Here is a 16,675-nt window from a genome sequence, read left to right on the forward strand (position 1 = left end):
CGGGTATAGGCGCGTCACTTCGCGATGCGTCCGGCCGCCCGGCGCGGCTGACGTTTTGTCGGCGGCGTCACAGTCGTTTCGGATGGATCGTCTCCTGCTGAACTGAATACGGATTAAGGTGCCGCGATGGCCGTCCCCAAGCGAAAGACTTCCCCCTCCCGCCGTGGCATGCGCCGCGCGCATGATGCCCTGTCGGTGGAGGCGTTCCAGGAATGCCCGAACTGTGGCGAGCTGAAGCGCCCGCACAATCTGTGCCCGTCGTGCGGTCACTATAACGGACGCGAAGTCGTTTCCGTCGAGGGCTGATAGCCCGGCCAGTCAAGGGGGGACGCCGCTTCATGTCCGACAGTTCCTGGATCGCCGTCGATGCGATGGGCGGTGACGAGGGGCTCGCGGTCATGCTGGCCGGCGTCGCGCGTGCGCGTCGCAACTTCGAGGGGATGAAATTTCTCCTCGTGGGCGACGAGGCGGCGATTCGCGACGGGCTGAAGGCCCATCCCAACCTCAGCAACAATGCCGAGATCGTCCACGCGCCCGATATCGTCGGGTCCAGCGAGACGGCGGGCAAGGCGTTGCGCCGGGCGCGGACGACCTCGATGGGCGTCGCGATCGACTGCGTGAAGCAGGGTCGCGCCGGCGCTGCCGTGTCGGCCGGAAACACCGGCGCCCTGATGGCGATGGCGAAGCTTTCGCTGCGCACCATGCCGGGCATCGATCGTCCCGCGCTCGCCGCGATGCTGCCGTCGCTCGGCGCGAACGACGTGGTGATGCTCGATCTCGGCGCGAATACCGAGTGCGATGCGCGCAACCTGATGCAGTTCGCGGTGATGGGCGCGGCCTATGCCCGCACCACGCTTGATCTCGAAAGCCCGCGCGTCGCGCTGCTCAACATCGGCAGCGAGGATCAGAAGGGCACCGAGGAGATTCGCGATGCCGCGCAGGGGCTGCGCGCTGCGACTCACCTGCCGATGAACTTCACCGGCTTCATCGAGGGCGATCGGATCGCGCGCGGGCATGTCGACGTGATCGTGTGCGATGGCTTCTCCGGCAATATCGCGCTCAAGACGGCGGAGGGCACCGCCCGCTTCGTCGGCGATCTGCTGAAGCGCGCCTTCACCTCATCGATACGCTCGAAGATCGGCTTCCTGATCTCCCGCCCCGCGACGCAGCTGCTGCGCGATCATCTCGATCCGAACAATCATAACGGCGCGGTTTTCCTGGGCCTCAACGGCCTGGTGCTGAAGAGCCACGGCAGCGCCAACGAACTTGGCGTCGCCACCGCGATCGGCAATGCGGCGAAGATGGTGAAGGCGGATCTCGCACGGCGCATCGCCGAAGATTTGGGCAATTTCGAAAAGCAGGCGGCATGATACGTAGCGTCATCACCGGAACCGGCTCGGCATTGCCGGCGCGGCGCGTATCGAATGCGGACCTTGCCGAGATGGTCGACACCACCGACGACTGGATCGTCGAGCGCACCGGCATCCGCTTCCGCCATATCGCCGCCCCGGATGAGACCACGGCGACGCTGGCGACCGATGCGGCGAAAGCGGCGCTGGCCGCCGCTGGCGTTGAAGCGCGCGATATCGATCTGATCGTGCTCGCCACCGCCACGCCGGATCAGACCTTCCCCGCCACCGCCACCAAGGTGCAGGCGGCGCTCGGCATCGACGATTGCACCGCGTTCGATGTCGCGGCGGTGTGTTCGGGCTTCCTTTATGCGGTGCAGGTGGCGGACAGCATGATCCGCGCCTCCGCGCATCGCAAGGCGCTGGTGATCGGCGCGGAAACGTTCAGCCGCATCCTCGATTGGGAGGATCGCACCACCTGCGTCTTGTTCGGCGATGGCGCGGGCGCGATCGTGCTGGAGGCGCAGGAAAGCGCGGATCTGGACGGGCGCGGCATCCTCGCGACCCGGCTGCACGCCGATGGCCGGCACAACGAACTGCTCTATGTCGATGGCGGTCCGTCGACCACCGGCACCGTCGGCAAGGTCCGCATGAAGGGGCGGGAAGTGTTCCGCCACGCGGTCGTCAATCTCGCGACGGTGATGGGCGAATCGCTCGTCGCGGCGGGGCTTTCCTCCGATCAGGTCGATTGGGTCGTCCCGCATCAGGCCAACGCGCGCATTCTCGATGCCACCGCGCGCAAGCTCGGCCTGCCTGCGGAAAAGGTGGTGGTGACGGTCGATCGCCATGCCAACACCTCCGCCGCGTCCGTTCCGCTCGCGCTGGATACCGCCGTTCGCGACGGGCGGATCGTTCCGGGGCAGATCGTGGTGCTCGAGGCGATGGGCGGCGGCTTCACCTGGGGCGCGTCGGTCGTCCGCTTTTGAAACACGGCGTTGCCGGGGCGCGTCAAAGGTCCGTAACAAAACCCTTTCTGCGCGGGCTGCGCGGTGATAAACTTACAATAGTGCAACCATTCCGGGGGGAGTGAGGCTGGTATGAGCGAAGCGGGTACCTTGACGCGTGCGGACCTGTCGGAGGCGCTGCATCGGCAGGTCGGGCTTTCGCGCGCCGATTCATCGCGTCTCGTCGAACAGGTGCTCGATCTGTTGTGCGACGCGCTGGCCAGGGGCGATAACGTCAAGATCTCGGGCTTCGGCACGTTCGTTCTGCGCGACAAGGGCCAGCGGGTTGGCCGCAATCCCAAGACCGGGGTTGAAGTGCCGATCGCGCCGCGCCGCGTTCTCACCTTCCGCGCCAGCCAGATGATGCGTGAGCGCATCGTCTCCGCCGGGTAGCGTGGCCGGGCCGGATGTAAAGGCGGCGGGGGCGTTTCGAACGATCGGGGAAGTCGCGGCGGCCACGGGTTTGGCGCCGCATGTGCTGCGCTATTGGGAAACCCGCTTTCCCCAGCTCCGCCCCATCACCCGCGCCGGCAACCGCCGCTATTACCGCACCGAAGACATAGCCCTCATCACCCAGATCAATATCATGCTTAACCGCGACGGCTACACCGTCAAAGGCGTACAAAAATTGCTAGCCGGCGAGCGGAAGCCCATTTTAACGCCGGTGACCGTAGCGCCTGCAAGTGACGCCGCCGCAATACGCTTGATACGGTCGACTCTGCGGAGCGCATTGGACGACGACGCGGCCTGAGGCTCAGTCAATAGCAATGCTGCCAAGCAGCGCCCAAATACTGCGACCGCCGGTCAAGGCAGCCCGGACACTGAGCCAGCACTCGTCTCGGCTACCATCGCCCAAGCCGCGATCTCTTCGTTGAAGTGGTGCGCGATAGTCAAATCGCCGGCGATGCCTGTCGCGAGATCAACGTGCAACGCGCCCTCCCACTCCCACGTCGCGTTGCCGCTCAACGCCACCATGCCATTGCCTGCCGCACAGGCCATCACTAATCCCCCCTTGTTGCGCACCGTCACCTCGCGATCGAAAGAAGTGCGCCCCGTCAACGCCGCGACGAAGGCCGAGGCGGCCATCGCGCTGCCGCAGCTGTCGGTAAGTCCCACGCCCCGCTCGAACGTGCGGACGTAGATCGTGTCCGGCCCAAGCGCGCGTACGAACGACACGTTGGCACGGTTCGGCAGCCAATCCGGCGCTGCCTCGCACGATGACCCGATCCTTACCAGCGCCGCCTCGTCGATGGTTTCCACGAAAGCCACCAGATGGGGGTTGGGCATGGCGACCGCGGTGAAGGCAATCATGGGATCAAGCCGCACGATCGGCCGCTCCACGATTTCGTGCGCCTCGCCGTGAAACGGCCAGGTGCTTACGTCCAGCGTCGCCGGTCCAGCCACTTCGCGGACGGTGTAAACGCCCGGCGCGAGATCCAGTTCGCGGACCACATCCACAGTCGAGTTCATTAGATGAAGCGTGGCGCGGTCCACTCCGGTGCGCTCGAACGCCATCCGCGCCACGCAACGCACGCCGTTGAGACAGGTCTCTGCTTCCGATCCATCCGCGTTGAACATTCGAAATCCAATACCGCCCCGATAGTCGGTAAGCAGCAACAGCCCATCACCGCCGACTGCCCCCCGCCGGTCCGCGAGCGCACGCGCAACGACTGGCCACTCCGTCTCATCCAGCGTGACCCCACGCGCATCAATCAGCGGAAAATCATTCCCCGATCCGTGGCATTTGACGATCTCGAACCGCATGACATGCCTTTATCAGTCCTCAGCCCAATTGGTAGTGATCCGCGAGCCGGTCGAGCGCCATTGTCAGCACAAGTCGCCCGGATCGCGTCGGCCATCCAAGCGCTCGCTCGGCCTCAGGTAGCCGCTCGCCGGCGCAGATGACGCGCCACAGGATATCCGCAAGGCCGCGACCTACGCCCGCGATCGCCGCGTCGAACCGGCGCTTGGCGGCGATATGCGAGTTCGTCGGATCCGCGAACTCGCCGCCTCCATCGACCCGCTGGACCCCCCAACGCATCGTCGTCGCACTCGCGATCGAGGCGCGCTCGTAATCGCTGCGGAGTCGTTCCCCAGCTTCGCACTGGCGCCCATCGACAAGCCCGCGCGACGCTAACCACGACAGCGGCGATTCCGCCAGATTGACCGTTACGAAGCATCCACCGCGTCTCCGCACCCCGAGCACGCCTCGATTATCGATCGCTTTCTCAACCAGTTCGCGCATCTCATCCTCCGACTGACGAATCGGAACTTGCCACAATGGCGCGATTGTAGGACAGACATTCAACCTATCTGGTTAGGCTTTATTATGATAACAGCTATCCGCGAAGTACGCATTGCTAAGGGGCTGACTTTAGAGGAAGTCGCAAAACGCTGCTACCCGCCTACAACGGCGCAGACGATCGGGCGGCTGGAGACGGGCACGCGCACCGTGTCGGTCGGGTGGCTCAATCGCATCGCCGGCGCGCTGGAGGTGGAAGCTGGCGATCTCGTTTCTTTGTCAGAGCGCGACAATCTCGCCGTGGCCGCGACGCTCGGCCCGGATGGCGCGCAAGCATTACGCCGCCCCGCCCGGGTAGTTCCGCCGAAACCAACCCCGGGCGCGGTGGCGGTCTCCGTCAGCGCGGCAACCGGAGATTACCATTCTGGCGATGCGATCTGGTGTGACATGCTCACGCCGGAACAGTTCGCGAGCGCGCTTCACTATGATGTTCTCGCGCCGAAGCCAGCGGGCAGGTTCCTATTCGGCCGGTTGCTAGCGGTCGATGGCGCCGATGTGACAATTCTGCCCCTCGCACCCGGCGCCAAGCCTCTTACGGTAGAGGACGCGCCGTGGCTTGCCCGAGCGGCGCGGCTTGTACGCACCCTTTAGCGCTTGGGGCCCCGGCTATACGATCACCACAACGAGCCGATCGGATAGCCTCAGATTGGCGAATATGCAGCCCACACGCCTCTCATCGGGGGTACGTGCCCGTCGGCTATTGGCCTGCGCGAATATCGCACTTGATTTATCTAAATGACTGGATCGAAAGGCTATTTCTTTCCGGGCCGCCAGATCTGCTTGAGATACTATTGTATCAAAACAATATGAGTTGGTCGTGATACTATATAAAGTGGTAATACCGAATTCACAAACTTCCGACAGATATATTGCTGCAAATTGGTTCAAAATAAAAATATCTATGCCAATATACATATTCTTAGATTGATGCAAAATACTTAGATCTAATAATTTTTGCACCATATTTTGATATACGATCTTCCTGTCGCGCAGGTCTATTTTCTTTTATCGTGCTTCAATCGTATTTTTACCAAGATCATTATTATATTCTCTTTTCATCGCATATTTTGTTATTTTTTCTTTTATGTTGGTATATTGACGGACGTGACGTCGCTGCTATTGACAGACGAACTAAGTTAAAAGGAGCGTCGCATGTCCGAAGATTCCGTCGATACCAATGCGGTCGAGCTCGCTACCGAGTTGACCATTGCATGGCTGTCGAACCCGAACACGCGCGCGTCTAGCGAAGATGTGCCGGCGTTTCTGAAGCAGATGCACGATGCAGTTACGACCCTGTCCGGCGAAATAGAGACTAATGTCGTTGCAGATACGACTGTGGAGTTCGTCCCCGCTGTCTCTGTGCGCAAGTCGCTCGCATCGAAAGACTTCATCATTTCGATGATTGACGGAAAGCCTTACAAGACTTTGCGCCGCCATCTCGCTGGGCAGGGGTTGACGCCGGCGGAATACCGTCAACGTTATGGGCTGAAGCCGGATTATCCGATGGTCGCCGAAACCTATTCGGAAGCCCGTCGTGCGATGGCGAAGAAGATCGGCCTTGGCCGCAAGCCGGGCATGAAGCGGAAGGCCGAAAGCGAAAGCCCGACTGCGCCCACGCGCAGCCGCCGCAAGAGCGCGCAGACCGACGGCTGATTGTCGTAGAGGCGCCCGCTTTCCTGCTAAAACGCTGCGGAAGCGGGCAAGGCGTCTGTGCCAACGGCTAGGTTTAAGCACGATCAGTCTGCGATCGCTCCACGCGTCAGATTCGCGTCAGCCAATCGAGCAACAGGTTATTCACCTCCACTGGGCGCTCTTGCTGCGTCCAGTGGCCGCAACCCTCTAAAATATATCCTTCCAAGCGCGGCACCAGTGGCTGCATCAGCGCCACCGGATCGGTGACCGCGCCGAAAAGGGTCGTAGCCGGATCTTTGCTGCCACCGATGAACAGAGCAGGCTGCTCTATCAGGCGCTCGCGATAGGGCTGGAGCCATGCAAAATCGCGTTCGTGGTTGCGGTAACGATTGATCGGCCCGCGAAAGCCGGACGCCTCAAATTCGGCGACATAATAGTCCAGATCATCGGGCGTCAGCCACGCCGGAAACGGCTGAGGATCGACCATCTGCTCCAGCAATGTCGCGCCGGCAGCCTTGTCCGGCCAGGTGCCGACCGGCGCATCGCCGGATATAGCATAGTAGAATTTGCGTAAAAAATCGCGCACGTCGCGTTCTGCTTCGATCTCGGGCGGGCCCTCGGCCTGAAACCATTCCTGATAGAAGAAGCGCCCCTTCGCCGTGAATGCCGCGCGGAACACCTCGGTGAACGGGCGAGACGGTACTCCAGCGTATGGCACTGAGAGCGCCGCCACCGCGCGAAAGCGCTCGGGATGAACGAGGGCACTGTTCCACACCATCGGAGCGCCCCAGTCATGACCGACCAGAATGACCGGGCCAGACGGTTGCAACGCAGCAGCAGCCGCCACGATGTCCGCCACCATGTGCTCCATCGCGTAGCTACCTACCGAACCTGGCTTTTCCGATCCGCCATAACCGCGCACATCGATCGCTGCGGCCGTGAATCCCGCGCGCGCGATCGGCCCGATCTGATGCCGCCACGAATACCAGCTTTCGGGAAACCCGTGAACCATGAGGACGAGCGGGCCCGTACCCTCGACCGCGACACGCAGCCGTACCGCCCCCGTATCAATAAGCTGGAAATCCGGCACCCACACTCTCCTTGACGTTTTGTTGCTGAAGAATACCCGGATCATGACAGAAAGATGGGTGCGCGATAGGCCCCGCGCGTATGCACAAAATTGCCTTTGCCATCGCCCTTGCGTCCTCCCTATTCCCCTCAGCCAGCTTTGCCGAGACCCGACAGGACGAAGCGATCTGGGTCAACGCCACTGTTATGGGGCGGATCGACGGGGGGCTGGTTTTTTTCGCGGAAGTGCAGCCGCGCATCGTTGAAGGCGCGTCGCGACTCGGACAGGTGATCTACCGCCCAGCGATCGGCTGGCAATTCTCGAACGCCGTCACTGCCTATCAGGGCTATGCCCGCGTCGTCGAACCCCACAAGGACGGAGGGGAAGCTCGGATTGAGGATCGGCTGTTCCAGCAGATCACCTGGAACGTCGGCAAAATCGGGTCGCTGGAGGTGCAATCGCGTACCCGGCTAGAACAGCGATGGCGGTCGGATGCCGAAGGCATGTCGCTGCGCGTACGGGAGATGTTGCGCTTCGAATATCCACTGGCTGACGCCGAACGGCGGGTAGCCGCGCTGGGCTGGGTTGAGGGGTTCGCCGGGCTAAAATCGGCCCGCTGGGGCGGGGTGTCCGGTTTCGACCAACTCCGTACCTTCGCCGGGCTCGAAATTCCGCTACCCGGCAAATCGACGATCGAGGCCGGCTACCTCAATCAGACACGCCACGTACGTGGCGGGCAGAGCGATATGTCGCACATCGCATCGCTCACGCTGTTCGTCCGACCCTGAAACCGCGTGGAAGCATTAATAGAAAGCGCCCGGGAATTGCTTCCCAGGCGCTTTTGTCGCTTCTTCGATCACACCGACTGATCAATGATGACCGTCGTCATCGATCACTGGCAGCGTCTCAAATTGATGGTACGGCGGCGGCGAGGAAAGCGTCCATTCCAGCGTCGTCGCCCCTTCGCCCCAAGGATTGTCTCCGGCCTTCTTACCCGCGATCAGCGAGATGATCACGTTAACGAAGAACACCGCCATGCCCGCCGCCATTATCATATAGCCGATCGTAGCAATCTGGTTCCAGTGCGCGAAGCCATCAGGATAATCCGGGTAACGACGCGGCATACCCTGGAGCCCCAGGAAATGCATCGGGAAGAACATCACGTTCACGCCGATGAAGAATACCCAGAAATGCAGGTGTCCCAGCGCCTCGTTGAGCATCTTCCCCGACATCTTCGGGAACCAGTAATAAAAACCGGCGAACAGCGAGAATACCGCGCCGAGCGACAGCACGTAGTGAAAATGCGCCACGACGTAATAGGTGTCCTGCATGTAATCATCTACACCACCATTGGCGAGCACGACGCCCGTCACGCCGCCGACGGTAAACATGAAGATGAAGCCGATCGCCCATACCATCGGGGTGCGGAACGTGAGACTGCCGCCCCACATCGTTGCGATCCACGAAAAGATTTTGATGCCGGTCGGCACCGCGATCACCATGGTCGCGGCGGTGAAATACATCTTGGTGTTTACGGAAAGGCCGGTGGTGAACATGTGGTGCGCCCACACGACGAAACCGACCACGCCGATCGCGACCATGGCATAAGCCATGCCGAGATAGCCGAACACTGGTTTGCGGCTGAAAGTGGAGATGATCTGACTGACGATGCCGAAGCCCGGCAGGATCATGATGTACACTTCGGGATGGCCGAAAAACCAGAACAGATGCTGGTACAGGATCGGGTCACCGCCACCGGCCGGATCGAAGAAGGTGGTGCCGAAGTTTCGATCGGTAAGCAGCATGGTGATCGCTGCGGCAAGCACCGGAAGCGCAAGCAGAAGCAAGAACGCGGTCACCAGCACCGACCATACGAACAGCGGCATTTTATGCAGCGTCATCCCCGGCGCGCGCATATTGAAGATCGTCGTAATGAAGTTGATCGCGCCCAGGATCGACGACGCACCTGCGAGGTGAAGCGACAGGATCGCCATATCGGTGGACGGCCCCGGCTCGCCATAGGTGGAAAGTGGCGCATAGAGGGTCCAGCCGTTGCCGGCGCCGCCGAAAAACGGAGAGGCAAGCAGCAAAGAGAAACTGGGGATCAGCAGCCAGAACGAGATGTTATTCATGCGTGGGAACGCCATGTCAGGCGCGCCGATCATCAGTGGTACGAACCAGTTGCCGAACGCACCAATCATCGCCGGCATCACCATGAAGAACACCATGATGAGGCCGTGCGCGGTCACGAGGACGTTCCATAAGTGCAGCGACTCGTCGAGACTTGCCTCGCCGCCATGCAGCATACTGGCCCAGCCCTGGAGATACTGGATGCCCGGATGCATCAGTTCTGCACGCATCAGACCTGAAACCGCGCCGCCAATGATCCCTGCGCAGATTGCAAAGATCAGATAGAGGGTGCCGATGTCCTTGTGGTTGGTCGACATGAACCACCGGGCGAAGAAGCCCGGCTTGTGATCGGCGTCATGATGATGATCGTGCGCGTGATGCGCCTCGAATGCCGAAGGATGAATTGCGGTGTCGGTCATAGTCAGCGTCCCGTCGCGCCAGCGGCAGCCGCGTTCGCGGGCGTCGCCTGGGCGGTGTTGACAGAGGTAGCGGCATTCGCGGCCGGGGCTGCGGAGTTGGCGGCGGGATCAGCCGGGGCTGCGATGGCGGCAGGTGCCGCAGCGGGCTTGGAAGCGCCCGGCATCGTGCCGCCCTTGGCCTTCACCCATGCCGCAAATTCCGCCGGTGAAACGGCTTCCACCGCGATCGGCATGAGCGCGTGGCGGGCGCCGCACAGCTCGGAGCATTGACCGAAATACAGGCCGGGCTTTTCAATTGTGAAGCTGGTCTCGTTTAGGCGACCGGGCACTGCGTCCAGCTTGATCCAGAAAGCGGGGACCGCCCAGCTGTGGATCACGTCATTGGCGGTGGTGATGAGGCGAATCGGCACGCCAACGGGCAACACAATACGGTTGTCGACGGCAAGCAATCGCGGCCCGTCCGCATCGGTGCGGAAACGCTCACCGGCTGCGACCTGACTTTTTTCCTTCAACATGTTTGCGGTGATCTCGATCCCGCCATTGTCGGGATATTGGTAGCTCCAATACCATTGATTGCCGATCGCTTTCAGCGTGATCGCATTGGCGGGCGCCGGCTTGTACTGCGCCGACAAAAGCCCGATCGAGGGCACCGCCACTGCGACCAGGATCAGCACCGGCACGAGCGTCCACACGATTTCAATCGCTGTGTTGTGGCTGGTTTTCGTCGGCACCGGATTCGCCGCCCGGCGATAACGAATTCCAACCCAGATCAACAACCCGAGAACGAAAAGCGAAATAACGGTGATGAGCGGAAACAGGATGTAATCGTGAAAGTTGTGAGCGCGCTGCCCCACCTTGGTGACCTGCGGCTGGATACGCATCAGCCCGTCGGTCGGCTGGCCAATCATCGGCTTCACCGTCATGGCGGGTGCACCGTCCATCGCCAGTTCTGGCGAGGTCGGCGCGGCTGCAGCGGGCACCGCTGCGGTGGTGGCCGCAGCCTTATCCTGCGCTGCGGGCGCCTGTGCCGATACGGGCGTTAACCCGGCCAGCGCGAGGCCGGCCGCGAGAGCCAGTCCTTTGAACGCGATCTTCATCGTCTTGTTGTCACCCCTGCCTGTCCCGGCTTCATATCACCGCCAGCGCGGCGCAGATTCCGTCCATTCGGCCTGCGCTATACGCAGCCGCTCCCCTCGCCTCAAGCGCATAAGGCCATTTTTGCCGCGCAACATTGCGTGCGTCTCCGTGGGACCGTATCTGCGCTGGGCTGCGAGACGTGAAAGGACGGGCATGAACGAAGACGAGGTGCTGGCCGAGTTTCGCGCGGCGGACGCGTTGCTCGAAGGGCATTTCATCCTGTCGTCCGGTCTGCGTAGCCCGCGTTACCTGCAATGCGCGCGTGTGCTGATGGACCCGCAACGCGCCGCGCGGCTGGCCAAGGCGCTCACTGATCGCCTCCCGGCGGCGTTACGTGCCCGCATCACCGCAGTCGTGTCACCCGCGATGGGCGGCGTGATCGCCGGGCATGAAATCGCGCGCGCGCTGGGAGTCGAGGCGATGTTTGTCGAGCGGCCAAGCGGCACGTTCGAGTTGCGGCGCGGCTTCCGTCTTGCGCCCGGTCAGGAAGTGCTAATGATGGAGGATGTCGTCACCACCGGCCTATCCAGCCGCGAGGCGATAAGGGCGATCGAGGCGGCAGGCGGGCAGGTGATTGCTGGGGCAGCGCTGGTCGATCGCTCGAACGGCACAGCGGATCTCGGCGTGCCCTTCTTTCCGCTGATCCGGCTCGATGTGCCAACGTATGAGGTCGACGCGGTTCCGCCCGAACTCGCCGCGATTCCAGCGATCAAGCCCGGCAGCAGGGCAACGGCGTGAGCAATATTCTGCGCCTGGGTGTCAACATCGATCATGTCGCGACCGTCCGCAACGCCCGAGGCGGGGCGACGCCCGACCCGGTGCGCGCCGCACTGCTCGCGGCGGCAGCGGGCGCAGACGGGATTACCGCGCATCTTCGGGAGGATCGTCGACACATCACCGACGGCGATATCGCCAAGCTTTCCAAAGAGCTGACGATCCCGCTCAATCTGGAGATGGCGGCGACGGAGGAAATGCTCGACATCGCGCTGAAGCATCGCCCACACGCTGCCTGCATCGTACCGGAAAAGCGCGCTGAAAGAACCACTGAGGGCGGTCTGGACGCCGCTGGTCAGTTCGATCATCTTGCGCCGATGATGCGCACACTGAGCGCGGCAGGGATCCGAGTGTCGCTGTTCATCGAACCCGATGCGGGCCAGATCGATGCGGCGGTCCGGCTGGGGGCACCGGTGGTTGAGCTGCACACCGGGCGCTATGCCGAACTCGTCGGAGAAAGCCGGACGGCAGAGTTGCGTCGTCTGTCGGACGCGGCGGCGCTGGCGGCCAAGAACGGGATCGAGGTACACGCCGGGCACGGCCTCACTTTCGACAATGTCGCCCCCATCGCCGCCATCCCGCAAGTACGCGAACTCAATATCGGGCACTTTCTGATCGGCGAGGCGATCTTCGTCAGCCTCACCGAAAGCGTACGCCGGATGCGCGCGCTGATGGACGAAGCGCGGTGATCGTCGGCCTCGGCTCCGATCTGTGCAATATCGAGCGGATTCAGTCTTCGCTCGATCGTTTCGGCGCGCGGTTCGAGCAGCGCGTCTTCACCGATGTCGAGCGCGCGAAAGCGGCGAAGCGCCCACTTACCCGCGCAGGCACCTTTGCCAAGCGTTTCGCCGCCAAAGAGGCTTTCTCCAAAGCGGTTGGAACCGGATTCAAGCGCGGCGTGTTCATGCGCGACATCGGCGTAGTCAACGCCCCCTCCGGCGCGCCGACCCTGGCGCTGACTGGCGGTGCAAAGGCTAGGCTTGACGCGATGATCCCGGAAGGCCACGTCGCCCGCATTCACCTGACCCTTACCGACGATCACCCCTGGGCGCAGGCGTTTGTGATCATCGAGGCGGTCGCAACCGAGTAATATCATGGCCGAGGAGCTGGCATTGACGAGCGAACCGCCGGCCGCGCCGGAAACCGCCACGCGTCGCGGGATCGACTGGCGTGGCGAAGTGCGCGGCATGTTCTGGCTGATCCTCGCGGTGCTGGGCTTCCACAGCTTCATTGCGAAGCCATTCTATATTCCAAGCGAATCGATGCTGCCGGGCCTTGAGGTGGGCGACCGGCTGGTTGTCTCCAAATATGCTTACGGCTGGTCGTTCGTTTCGCCGACGATCCCCAATCCGGTCGCGATCTTCGAAAGCGTCGTGCTGCGCCAGTCGGAGGATAGTTGGTCGGTCCAGCTTCCCTTCATCAAGGGGCGGCTGTGGGGCAAGATGCCGGAGCGCGGCGATGTCGTGATCGTCACTCCGCCGGGTCAGTCGAGCGACTACATCAAGCGCGTCATCGGCCTGCCCGGCGATACGCTGGAGGTTCGTGGCGGAGTGGTGATCCTCAATGGCCGGCCAATCCCGCGCAGCGCGATACATTATCGCGACCTTCCGGTGGATGCCAACGCTACCTGCGATCCTGCGCAATATCCCGGCGCGCGCCTCACTCTCGCGAACGGCACCACCGTTTGTCGCCTCCCGCTTGTTACCGAAACCTTGCCCAATGGCCGCCGCTACGAGACGGTCGATCTTGAGCCGGACAGCCCCGGTGATTTTTATCACGCGGGCAATCCGATCACGATCCCCGCGGGCCATGTATTCCTGATGGGCGATAACCGCGATCGTTCTGCCGACAGCCGTTTCGCGCTCGGCGGGCTGGAGCGTGGGCTTGGCGGCCCTGTGCCGTGGGAGAATTTGGGTGGCCGCGCCGAATTCATCACCTTCTCGGTGGATGGTTCGGCGACCCTCAATCCGCTTTCGTGGTGGTATTCGCTGCGCGCTGGACGCGCCGGCACTTCGCTTCATCCGGAGCAGGCCAAGTGAGCCGCGGCAACCGCATGGAGGTCGTCGAGGGCGCCAGCCCGCACGAGGTCCGCAATCCGGAAACACGCCGCGAAATCCGCCGTGCCGCCGTCTGGTTCGGCATGGCATCCGCGATCGCACTCGTCGTGCTGCTGATCCAGCCGCTCCTCATCATCTTCGCCGGCTTGGTGTTTGCCGCGCTGCTCGATGGCGGAGTTCGCCTGCTCGGGCGCGTGCTGCCGATCGGGCGCGGCTGGCGGTTGCTGATTGTCTGCCTGCTGACAATCGCCTTCCTCATCGGCACTTTCTACATCGCCGGGGTGCAGATCACCGATCAGGTGACCCAGCTCCGGTCCACCGTCGAGGCGCAGGCGACGCGCGTGCTCGGGTGGCTTTCTGCGCAGGGCTTGCTGCCGGGTGCCAAGGACATTTCAGGCATAGCGCGCGAGGCGTTGTCCTCGGTCGGTCGACTCACCTCATGGGTCGGCACCGCGTTCGGCGCGCTGACCACGATGTTCATGATAATGGTGATCGGCCTGTTCGTGGCGATGGACCCAAAGGTCTACGATCGCGGTCTGCAATGGATGGTCCCGGAGGATAACCGGCGCGAATTCGCGGTAACCGTGCGCGAGATGGGAAAGACGCTACGTCGGCTGCTCGCGGGACGCCTCGTCGGCATGGCCGCGGAAGGCGTGCTGGTCGGCGTCGCGTTGGCAATCGCGGGTGTGCCAATGGCCCTGATTCTAGGCATCCTGACAGGGATGCTCGCCTTCATTCCCAATATTGGCGCCTTCATCTCCGGGGCGCTAACGATCGCAGTCGGTTTTTCGGCCGGGATGAACACTGGCTATGCGGCCATCGCCGTTTATGTCGCGGTCCAGTTGTTCGACGGCTATGTCGTGATCCCGATGGTAGCCAAGCGGGCGGTGGACCTCCCCCCTGCGTTAACGCTGGGTACGCAGATTCTGGCGAGCGCGTTATTTGGCATCATGGGCCTTGCGCTTGCGGATCCCATGACAGCGCTTATCAAGACGGCGATGGAGCGCCGTTCCGAGCATGTGGAGGATCAGGACGCCATCGCCGTCGACGCCACGCCGTGAGGATCGTGCTTCACGATTACTGGCGCTCTTCCGCAGCCTATCGTGTGCGGATTTGCCTCAATCTCAAGGGAATACGCTACGAGCGCGTGGCAGTGAATCTGCTGGAGGGTGAGCAGCGTACTCCGGCGAATGTCGCGATCAATCCGCAGGCGCTGGTTCCCACGTTGGTTGTGGACGGCCGTCCATTGACGCAAAGCCTGGCGATCATCGACTTCCTCGACGCCGAATTCCCCAATCCCCCGATGGTGTCACGCGATCCCTTCACGCGCGCGGATCAGCTCGCCCGCGCGCTCGTGATAGCCGCAGACATCCACCCGATCGACAACCTGCGGGTACTGAGGCGACTAGAAACGCAGTTCCGCGCGGATCAGTCCGCGCGCGACGAATGGTATAGGCACTGGATCGTCGAGGGGTTGAACGCTCTGGAAGCGATGGTCGGTGACGAGCCTTTCCTGGGCGGCGAGGCACCGGACATTTCCGACTTATGCCTCGTGCCGCAGCTTGCCAATGCGCGGCGCTTCAAGGTGCCGCTGGACCAGTGGCCGCGACTTCTGTCGGCGGAAGCGGCGTGTCTGGCACTGCCCGCCTTCCAAGCCGCCGCGCCGGAGAATGTGCGCCCGACATAAGCGAATCGAACAACTCAAGATAACGCAGCGGCGAATCTGCGCCCGGCGGCAATACCGGCTTCGGTCGAATCGCATCGGGCCGAAGCCATGCGTTAAGCGCGCGCACGAGCGCATCGCCATCATATGTCTCCACGATCGTGCCGAACCGCGCCGACGATACGATCTCGCGCACCGCCGGTGACGAGTCGGTCGTGACGACCGGCGTACCGACCGACAGGGCCTCGCGCAGAACGCCCGGCACGCCCTCGTAATCCGACGTCAGCACCAGCAACTCGGCCGATCGCATTGCCAGCAGCGGATCGGGCGCATGACCGAGAAGCCGCAGATCTACGCCCAGCGAGCGAGCACGCGCTTCCATCGCCGCGCGCTCCTCGCCCTCACCCAGAATGACAAGTGGCAGCGGCTCGGCGATTCGCGGCATCGCATCAAGCAGGCGATCCCATCTTTTTTGCCGCACCAGCCGACCGACCCCCAAAATATATCGCTCCGGAAGCCCCTCGATAGTTGATCCGGGCAGCGGCATCGCTGGTGGATTGGCGATGATGCGCACCCGCGACGAATCGATTCGCGTCGTTTCGAACACATCGCGGGCGCTCGCCTCGGTCATCGCAATAATGTGGTCGATGAACCACGGATGGGTACGCAGCCATGCCGAATGCCCGAGTGCGAACAGCGGCGGATGGTCTCCGCGGCGCATCGCATTGGATACCTTGCTGATGATCGGCGGGCATGAACTGCCCAGCCGCAGGCGGGTCCAAAGCGCGATGCTGGTATAGTAAGAGCCCGGACAGAAGATGATATCCGGCTTTATTTTCCGTATGATAGCCGGAACCGCAAACAGCGAGCGGAATGTCCTGCCGCCCAGCGGAATGACCTCCAGCCCCACTGGAATCTCGGCTGCCAGCGGCCCGCCCGTACAGCCCACCGCCAGCGTGACGCGACGCCCCGCCTCGATCCAGCCGCGCGCGAGCCGCAGTTGCGCTCGTTCGACGCCGCCGCCATCCAGCGTTTCGGCATAGGTGAAGATGTGTTTAGCTCGATCCATCTTGCGCACTGCCATGCAACAGCCCAGATTCGCCCACAAGAATCCACAATCTGCCGCGAGAGGGTTAATT

At 62.4% G+C, this 16,675-nt stretch carries 20 protein-coding genes; 14 read left to right on the top strand and 6 right to left on the bottom strand.

The window, feature by feature from the left end:
• The first annotated feature begins 126 nt into the window (after positions 1-126).
• From rpmF to FFS35_RS01405, 5 genes are all read left to right on the top strand, one after another.
• Entirely contained in the window at positions 127-306 is a 180-nt protein-coding gene (gene rpmF / locus FFS35_RS01385; protein ID WP_137785313.1) for a 50S ribosomal protein L32, read from the top strand.
• 32 nt (positions 307-338) lie between these two features.
• A complete protein-coding gene (gene plsX, locus FFS35_RS01390; protein WP_137785314.1) occupies positions 339-1,370 on the top strand; it encodes a phosphate acyltransferase PlsX in 1,032 nt (343 codons plus the stop codon).
• Entirely contained in the window at positions 1,367-2,335 is a 969-nt protein-coding gene (locus FFS35_RS01395; RefSeq protein ID WP_137785315.1) for a beta-ketoacyl-ACP synthase III, read from the top strand. Before plsX ends, FFS35_RS01395 begins: the two co-directional genes overlap by 4 nt.
• Before the next feature lie 111 nt (positions 2,336-2,446).
• Positions 2,447-2,746 (top strand): integration host factor subunit alpha, encoded by a 300-nt coding sequence (locus FFS35_RS01400; RefSeq protein WP_137785316.1) that lies wholly within the window; start codon positions 2,447-2,449, stop codon positions 2,744-2,746.
• 1 nt (position 2,747) lies between these two features.
• A complete protein-coding gene (locus FFS35_RS01405; protein WP_137785317.1) occupies positions 2,748-3,104 on the top strand; it encodes a MerR family transcriptional regulator in 357 nt (118 codons plus the stop codon).
• A 53-nt stretch (positions 3,105-3,157) separates the two neighbouring features.
• Here FFS35_RS01405 and dapF read toward each other — a convergent pair whose 3' ends face one another.
• Together dapF and FFS35_RS01415 are read right to left on the bottom strand one after the other, a co-directional pair.
• The gene (gene dapF, locus FFS35_RS01410; RefSeq protein ID WP_137785318.1) at positions 3,158-4,117 is read right to left on the bottom strand and encodes a diaminopimelate epimerase; all 960 of its coding nucleotides are present in this window, start codon (positions 4,115-4,117) and stop codon (positions 3,158-3,160) included.
• Positions 4,118-4,136: 19 nt separating this feature from the next.
• The gene (locus FFS35_RS01415; RefSeq protein ID WP_137785319.1) at positions 4,137-4,598 is read right to left on the bottom strand and encodes a DUF6456 domain-containing protein; all 462 of its coding nucleotides are present in this window, start codon (positions 4,596-4,598) and stop codon (positions 4,137-4,139) included.
• Between the two features lie 84 nt (positions 4,599-4,682).
• On the opposite strand from FFS35_RS01415, the gene FFS35_RS01420 reads away from it, so the two are divergent.
• The gene (locus FFS35_RS01420) at positions 4,683-5,246 is read left to right on the top strand and encodes a helix-turn-helix transcriptional regulator (protein ID WP_137785320.1); all 564 of its coding nucleotides are present in this window, start codon (positions 4,683-4,685) and stop codon (positions 5,244-5,246) included.
• A gap of 561 nt (positions 5,247-5,807) precedes the next feature.
• Positions 5,808-6,308 carry a MucR family transcriptional regulator gene (locus tag FFS35_RS01425; protein ID WP_137785321.1) on the top strand — a complete coding sequence of 167 codons (501 nt, stop codon included), beginning with the start codon at positions 5,808-5,810 and terminating at the stop codon, positions 6,306-6,308.
• Positions 6,309-6,414: 106 nt separating this feature from the next.
• On the opposite strand, the gene FFS35_RS01430 is transcribed toward FFS35_RS01425, so the two are convergent.
• Positions 6,415-7,377: an alpha/beta hydrolase gene (locus tag FFS35_RS01430; protein WP_249341385.1), complete on the bottom strand. Its 963-nt coding sequence runs from the start codon at positions 7,375-7,377 to the stop codon at positions 6,415-6,417.
• An 80-nt stretch (positions 7,378-7,457) separates the two neighbouring features.
• Between FFS35_RS01430 and FFS35_RS01435 the strand changes: the two genes are divergently transcribed.
• Positions 7,458-8,144: a DUF2490 domain-containing protein gene (locus tag FFS35_RS01435; protein WP_137785323.1), complete on the top strand. Its 687-nt coding sequence runs from the start codon at positions 7,458-7,460 to the stop codon at positions 8,142-8,144.
• Between the two features lie 81 nt (positions 8,145-8,225).
• On the opposite strand, the gene ctaD is transcribed toward FFS35_RS01435, so the two are convergent.
• Both ctaD and coxB read right to left on the bottom strand, forming a co-directional pair.
• A complete protein-coding gene (ctaD, locus tag FFS35_RS01440) occupies positions 8,226-9,905 on the bottom strand; it encodes a cytochrome c oxidase subunit I (RefSeq protein WP_137785324.1) in 1,680 nt (559 codons plus the stop codon).
• A gap of 2 nt (positions 9,906-9,907) precedes the next feature.
• Positions 9,908-11,002 carry a cytochrome c oxidase subunit II gene (gene coxB / locus FFS35_RS01445; RefSeq protein WP_137785325.1) on the bottom strand — a complete coding sequence of 365 codons (1,095 nt, stop codon included), beginning with the start codon at positions 11,000-11,002 and terminating at the stop codon, positions 9,908-9,910.
• Between the two features lie 193 nt (positions 11,003-11,195).
• Here coxB and pyrE point away from each other — a divergent pair, with 193 nt between their 5' ends.
• From pyrE to maiA, 6 genes are read left to right on the top strand one after another with little or no spacing between them, the layout of a single operon-like run.
• Positions 11,196-11,780: an orotate phosphoribosyltransferase gene (gene pyrE / locus FFS35_RS01450; protein WP_137785326.1), complete on the top strand. Its 585-nt coding sequence runs from the start codon at positions 11,196-11,198 to the stop codon at positions 11,778-11,780.
• Positions 11,777-12,505 carry a pyridoxine 5'-phosphate synthase gene (locus FFS35_RS01455; RefSeq protein ID WP_137785327.1) on the top strand — a complete coding sequence of 243 codons (729 nt, stop codon included), beginning with the start codon at positions 11,777-11,779 and terminating at the stop codon, positions 12,503-12,505. Before pyrE ends, FFS35_RS01455 begins: the two co-directional genes overlap by 4 nt.
• Positions 12,502-12,906, top strand: coding sequence for a holo-ACP synthase (acpS, locus tag FFS35_RS01460; RefSeq protein ID WP_137785328.1), 405 nt, complete (start codon positions 12,502-12,504; stop codon positions 12,904-12,906). The genes FFS35_RS01455 and acpS overlap by 4 nt, the downstream gene beginning before the upstream one ends.
• A 4-nt stretch (positions 12,907-12,910) precedes the next feature.
• A complete protein-coding gene (gene lepB, locus FFS35_RS01465; RefSeq protein ID WP_137785329.1) occupies positions 12,911-13,855 on the top strand; it encodes a signal peptidase I in 945 nt (314 codons plus the stop codon).
• A 14-nt stretch (positions 13,856-13,869) separates the two neighbouring features.
• Positions 13,870-14,934, top strand: coding sequence for an AI-2E family transporter (locus FFS35_RS01470; RefSeq protein ID WP_137785558.1), 1,065 nt, complete (start codon positions 13,870-13,872; stop codon positions 14,932-14,934).
• Entirely contained in the window at positions 14,931-15,560 is a 630-nt protein-coding gene (gene maiA / locus FFS35_RS01475) for a maleylacetoacetate isomerase (protein ID WP_137785330.1), read from the top strand. The genes FFS35_RS01470 and maiA overlap by 4 nt, the downstream gene beginning before the upstream one ends.
• On the opposite strand, the gene FFS35_RS01480 is transcribed toward maiA, so the two are convergent.
• Positions 15,454-16,605, bottom strand: a complete 1,152-nt coding sequence (locus tag FFS35_RS01480) for a glycosyltransferase (RefSeq protein ID WP_137785331.1) — start codon at positions 16,603-16,605, stop codon at positions 15,454-15,456. The genes maiA and FFS35_RS01480 overlap by 107 nt on opposite strands.
• Between the last annotated feature and the right edge of the window lie 70 nt (positions 16,606-16,675).

Origin of the sequence: Sphingomonas sp. 3P27F8, assembly GCF_005502745.1 — a bacterium.
In the GTDB taxonomy this organism is placed as follows: domain Bacteria; phylum Pseudomonadota; class Alphaproteobacteria; order Sphingomonadales; family Sphingomonadaceae; genus Sphingomonas.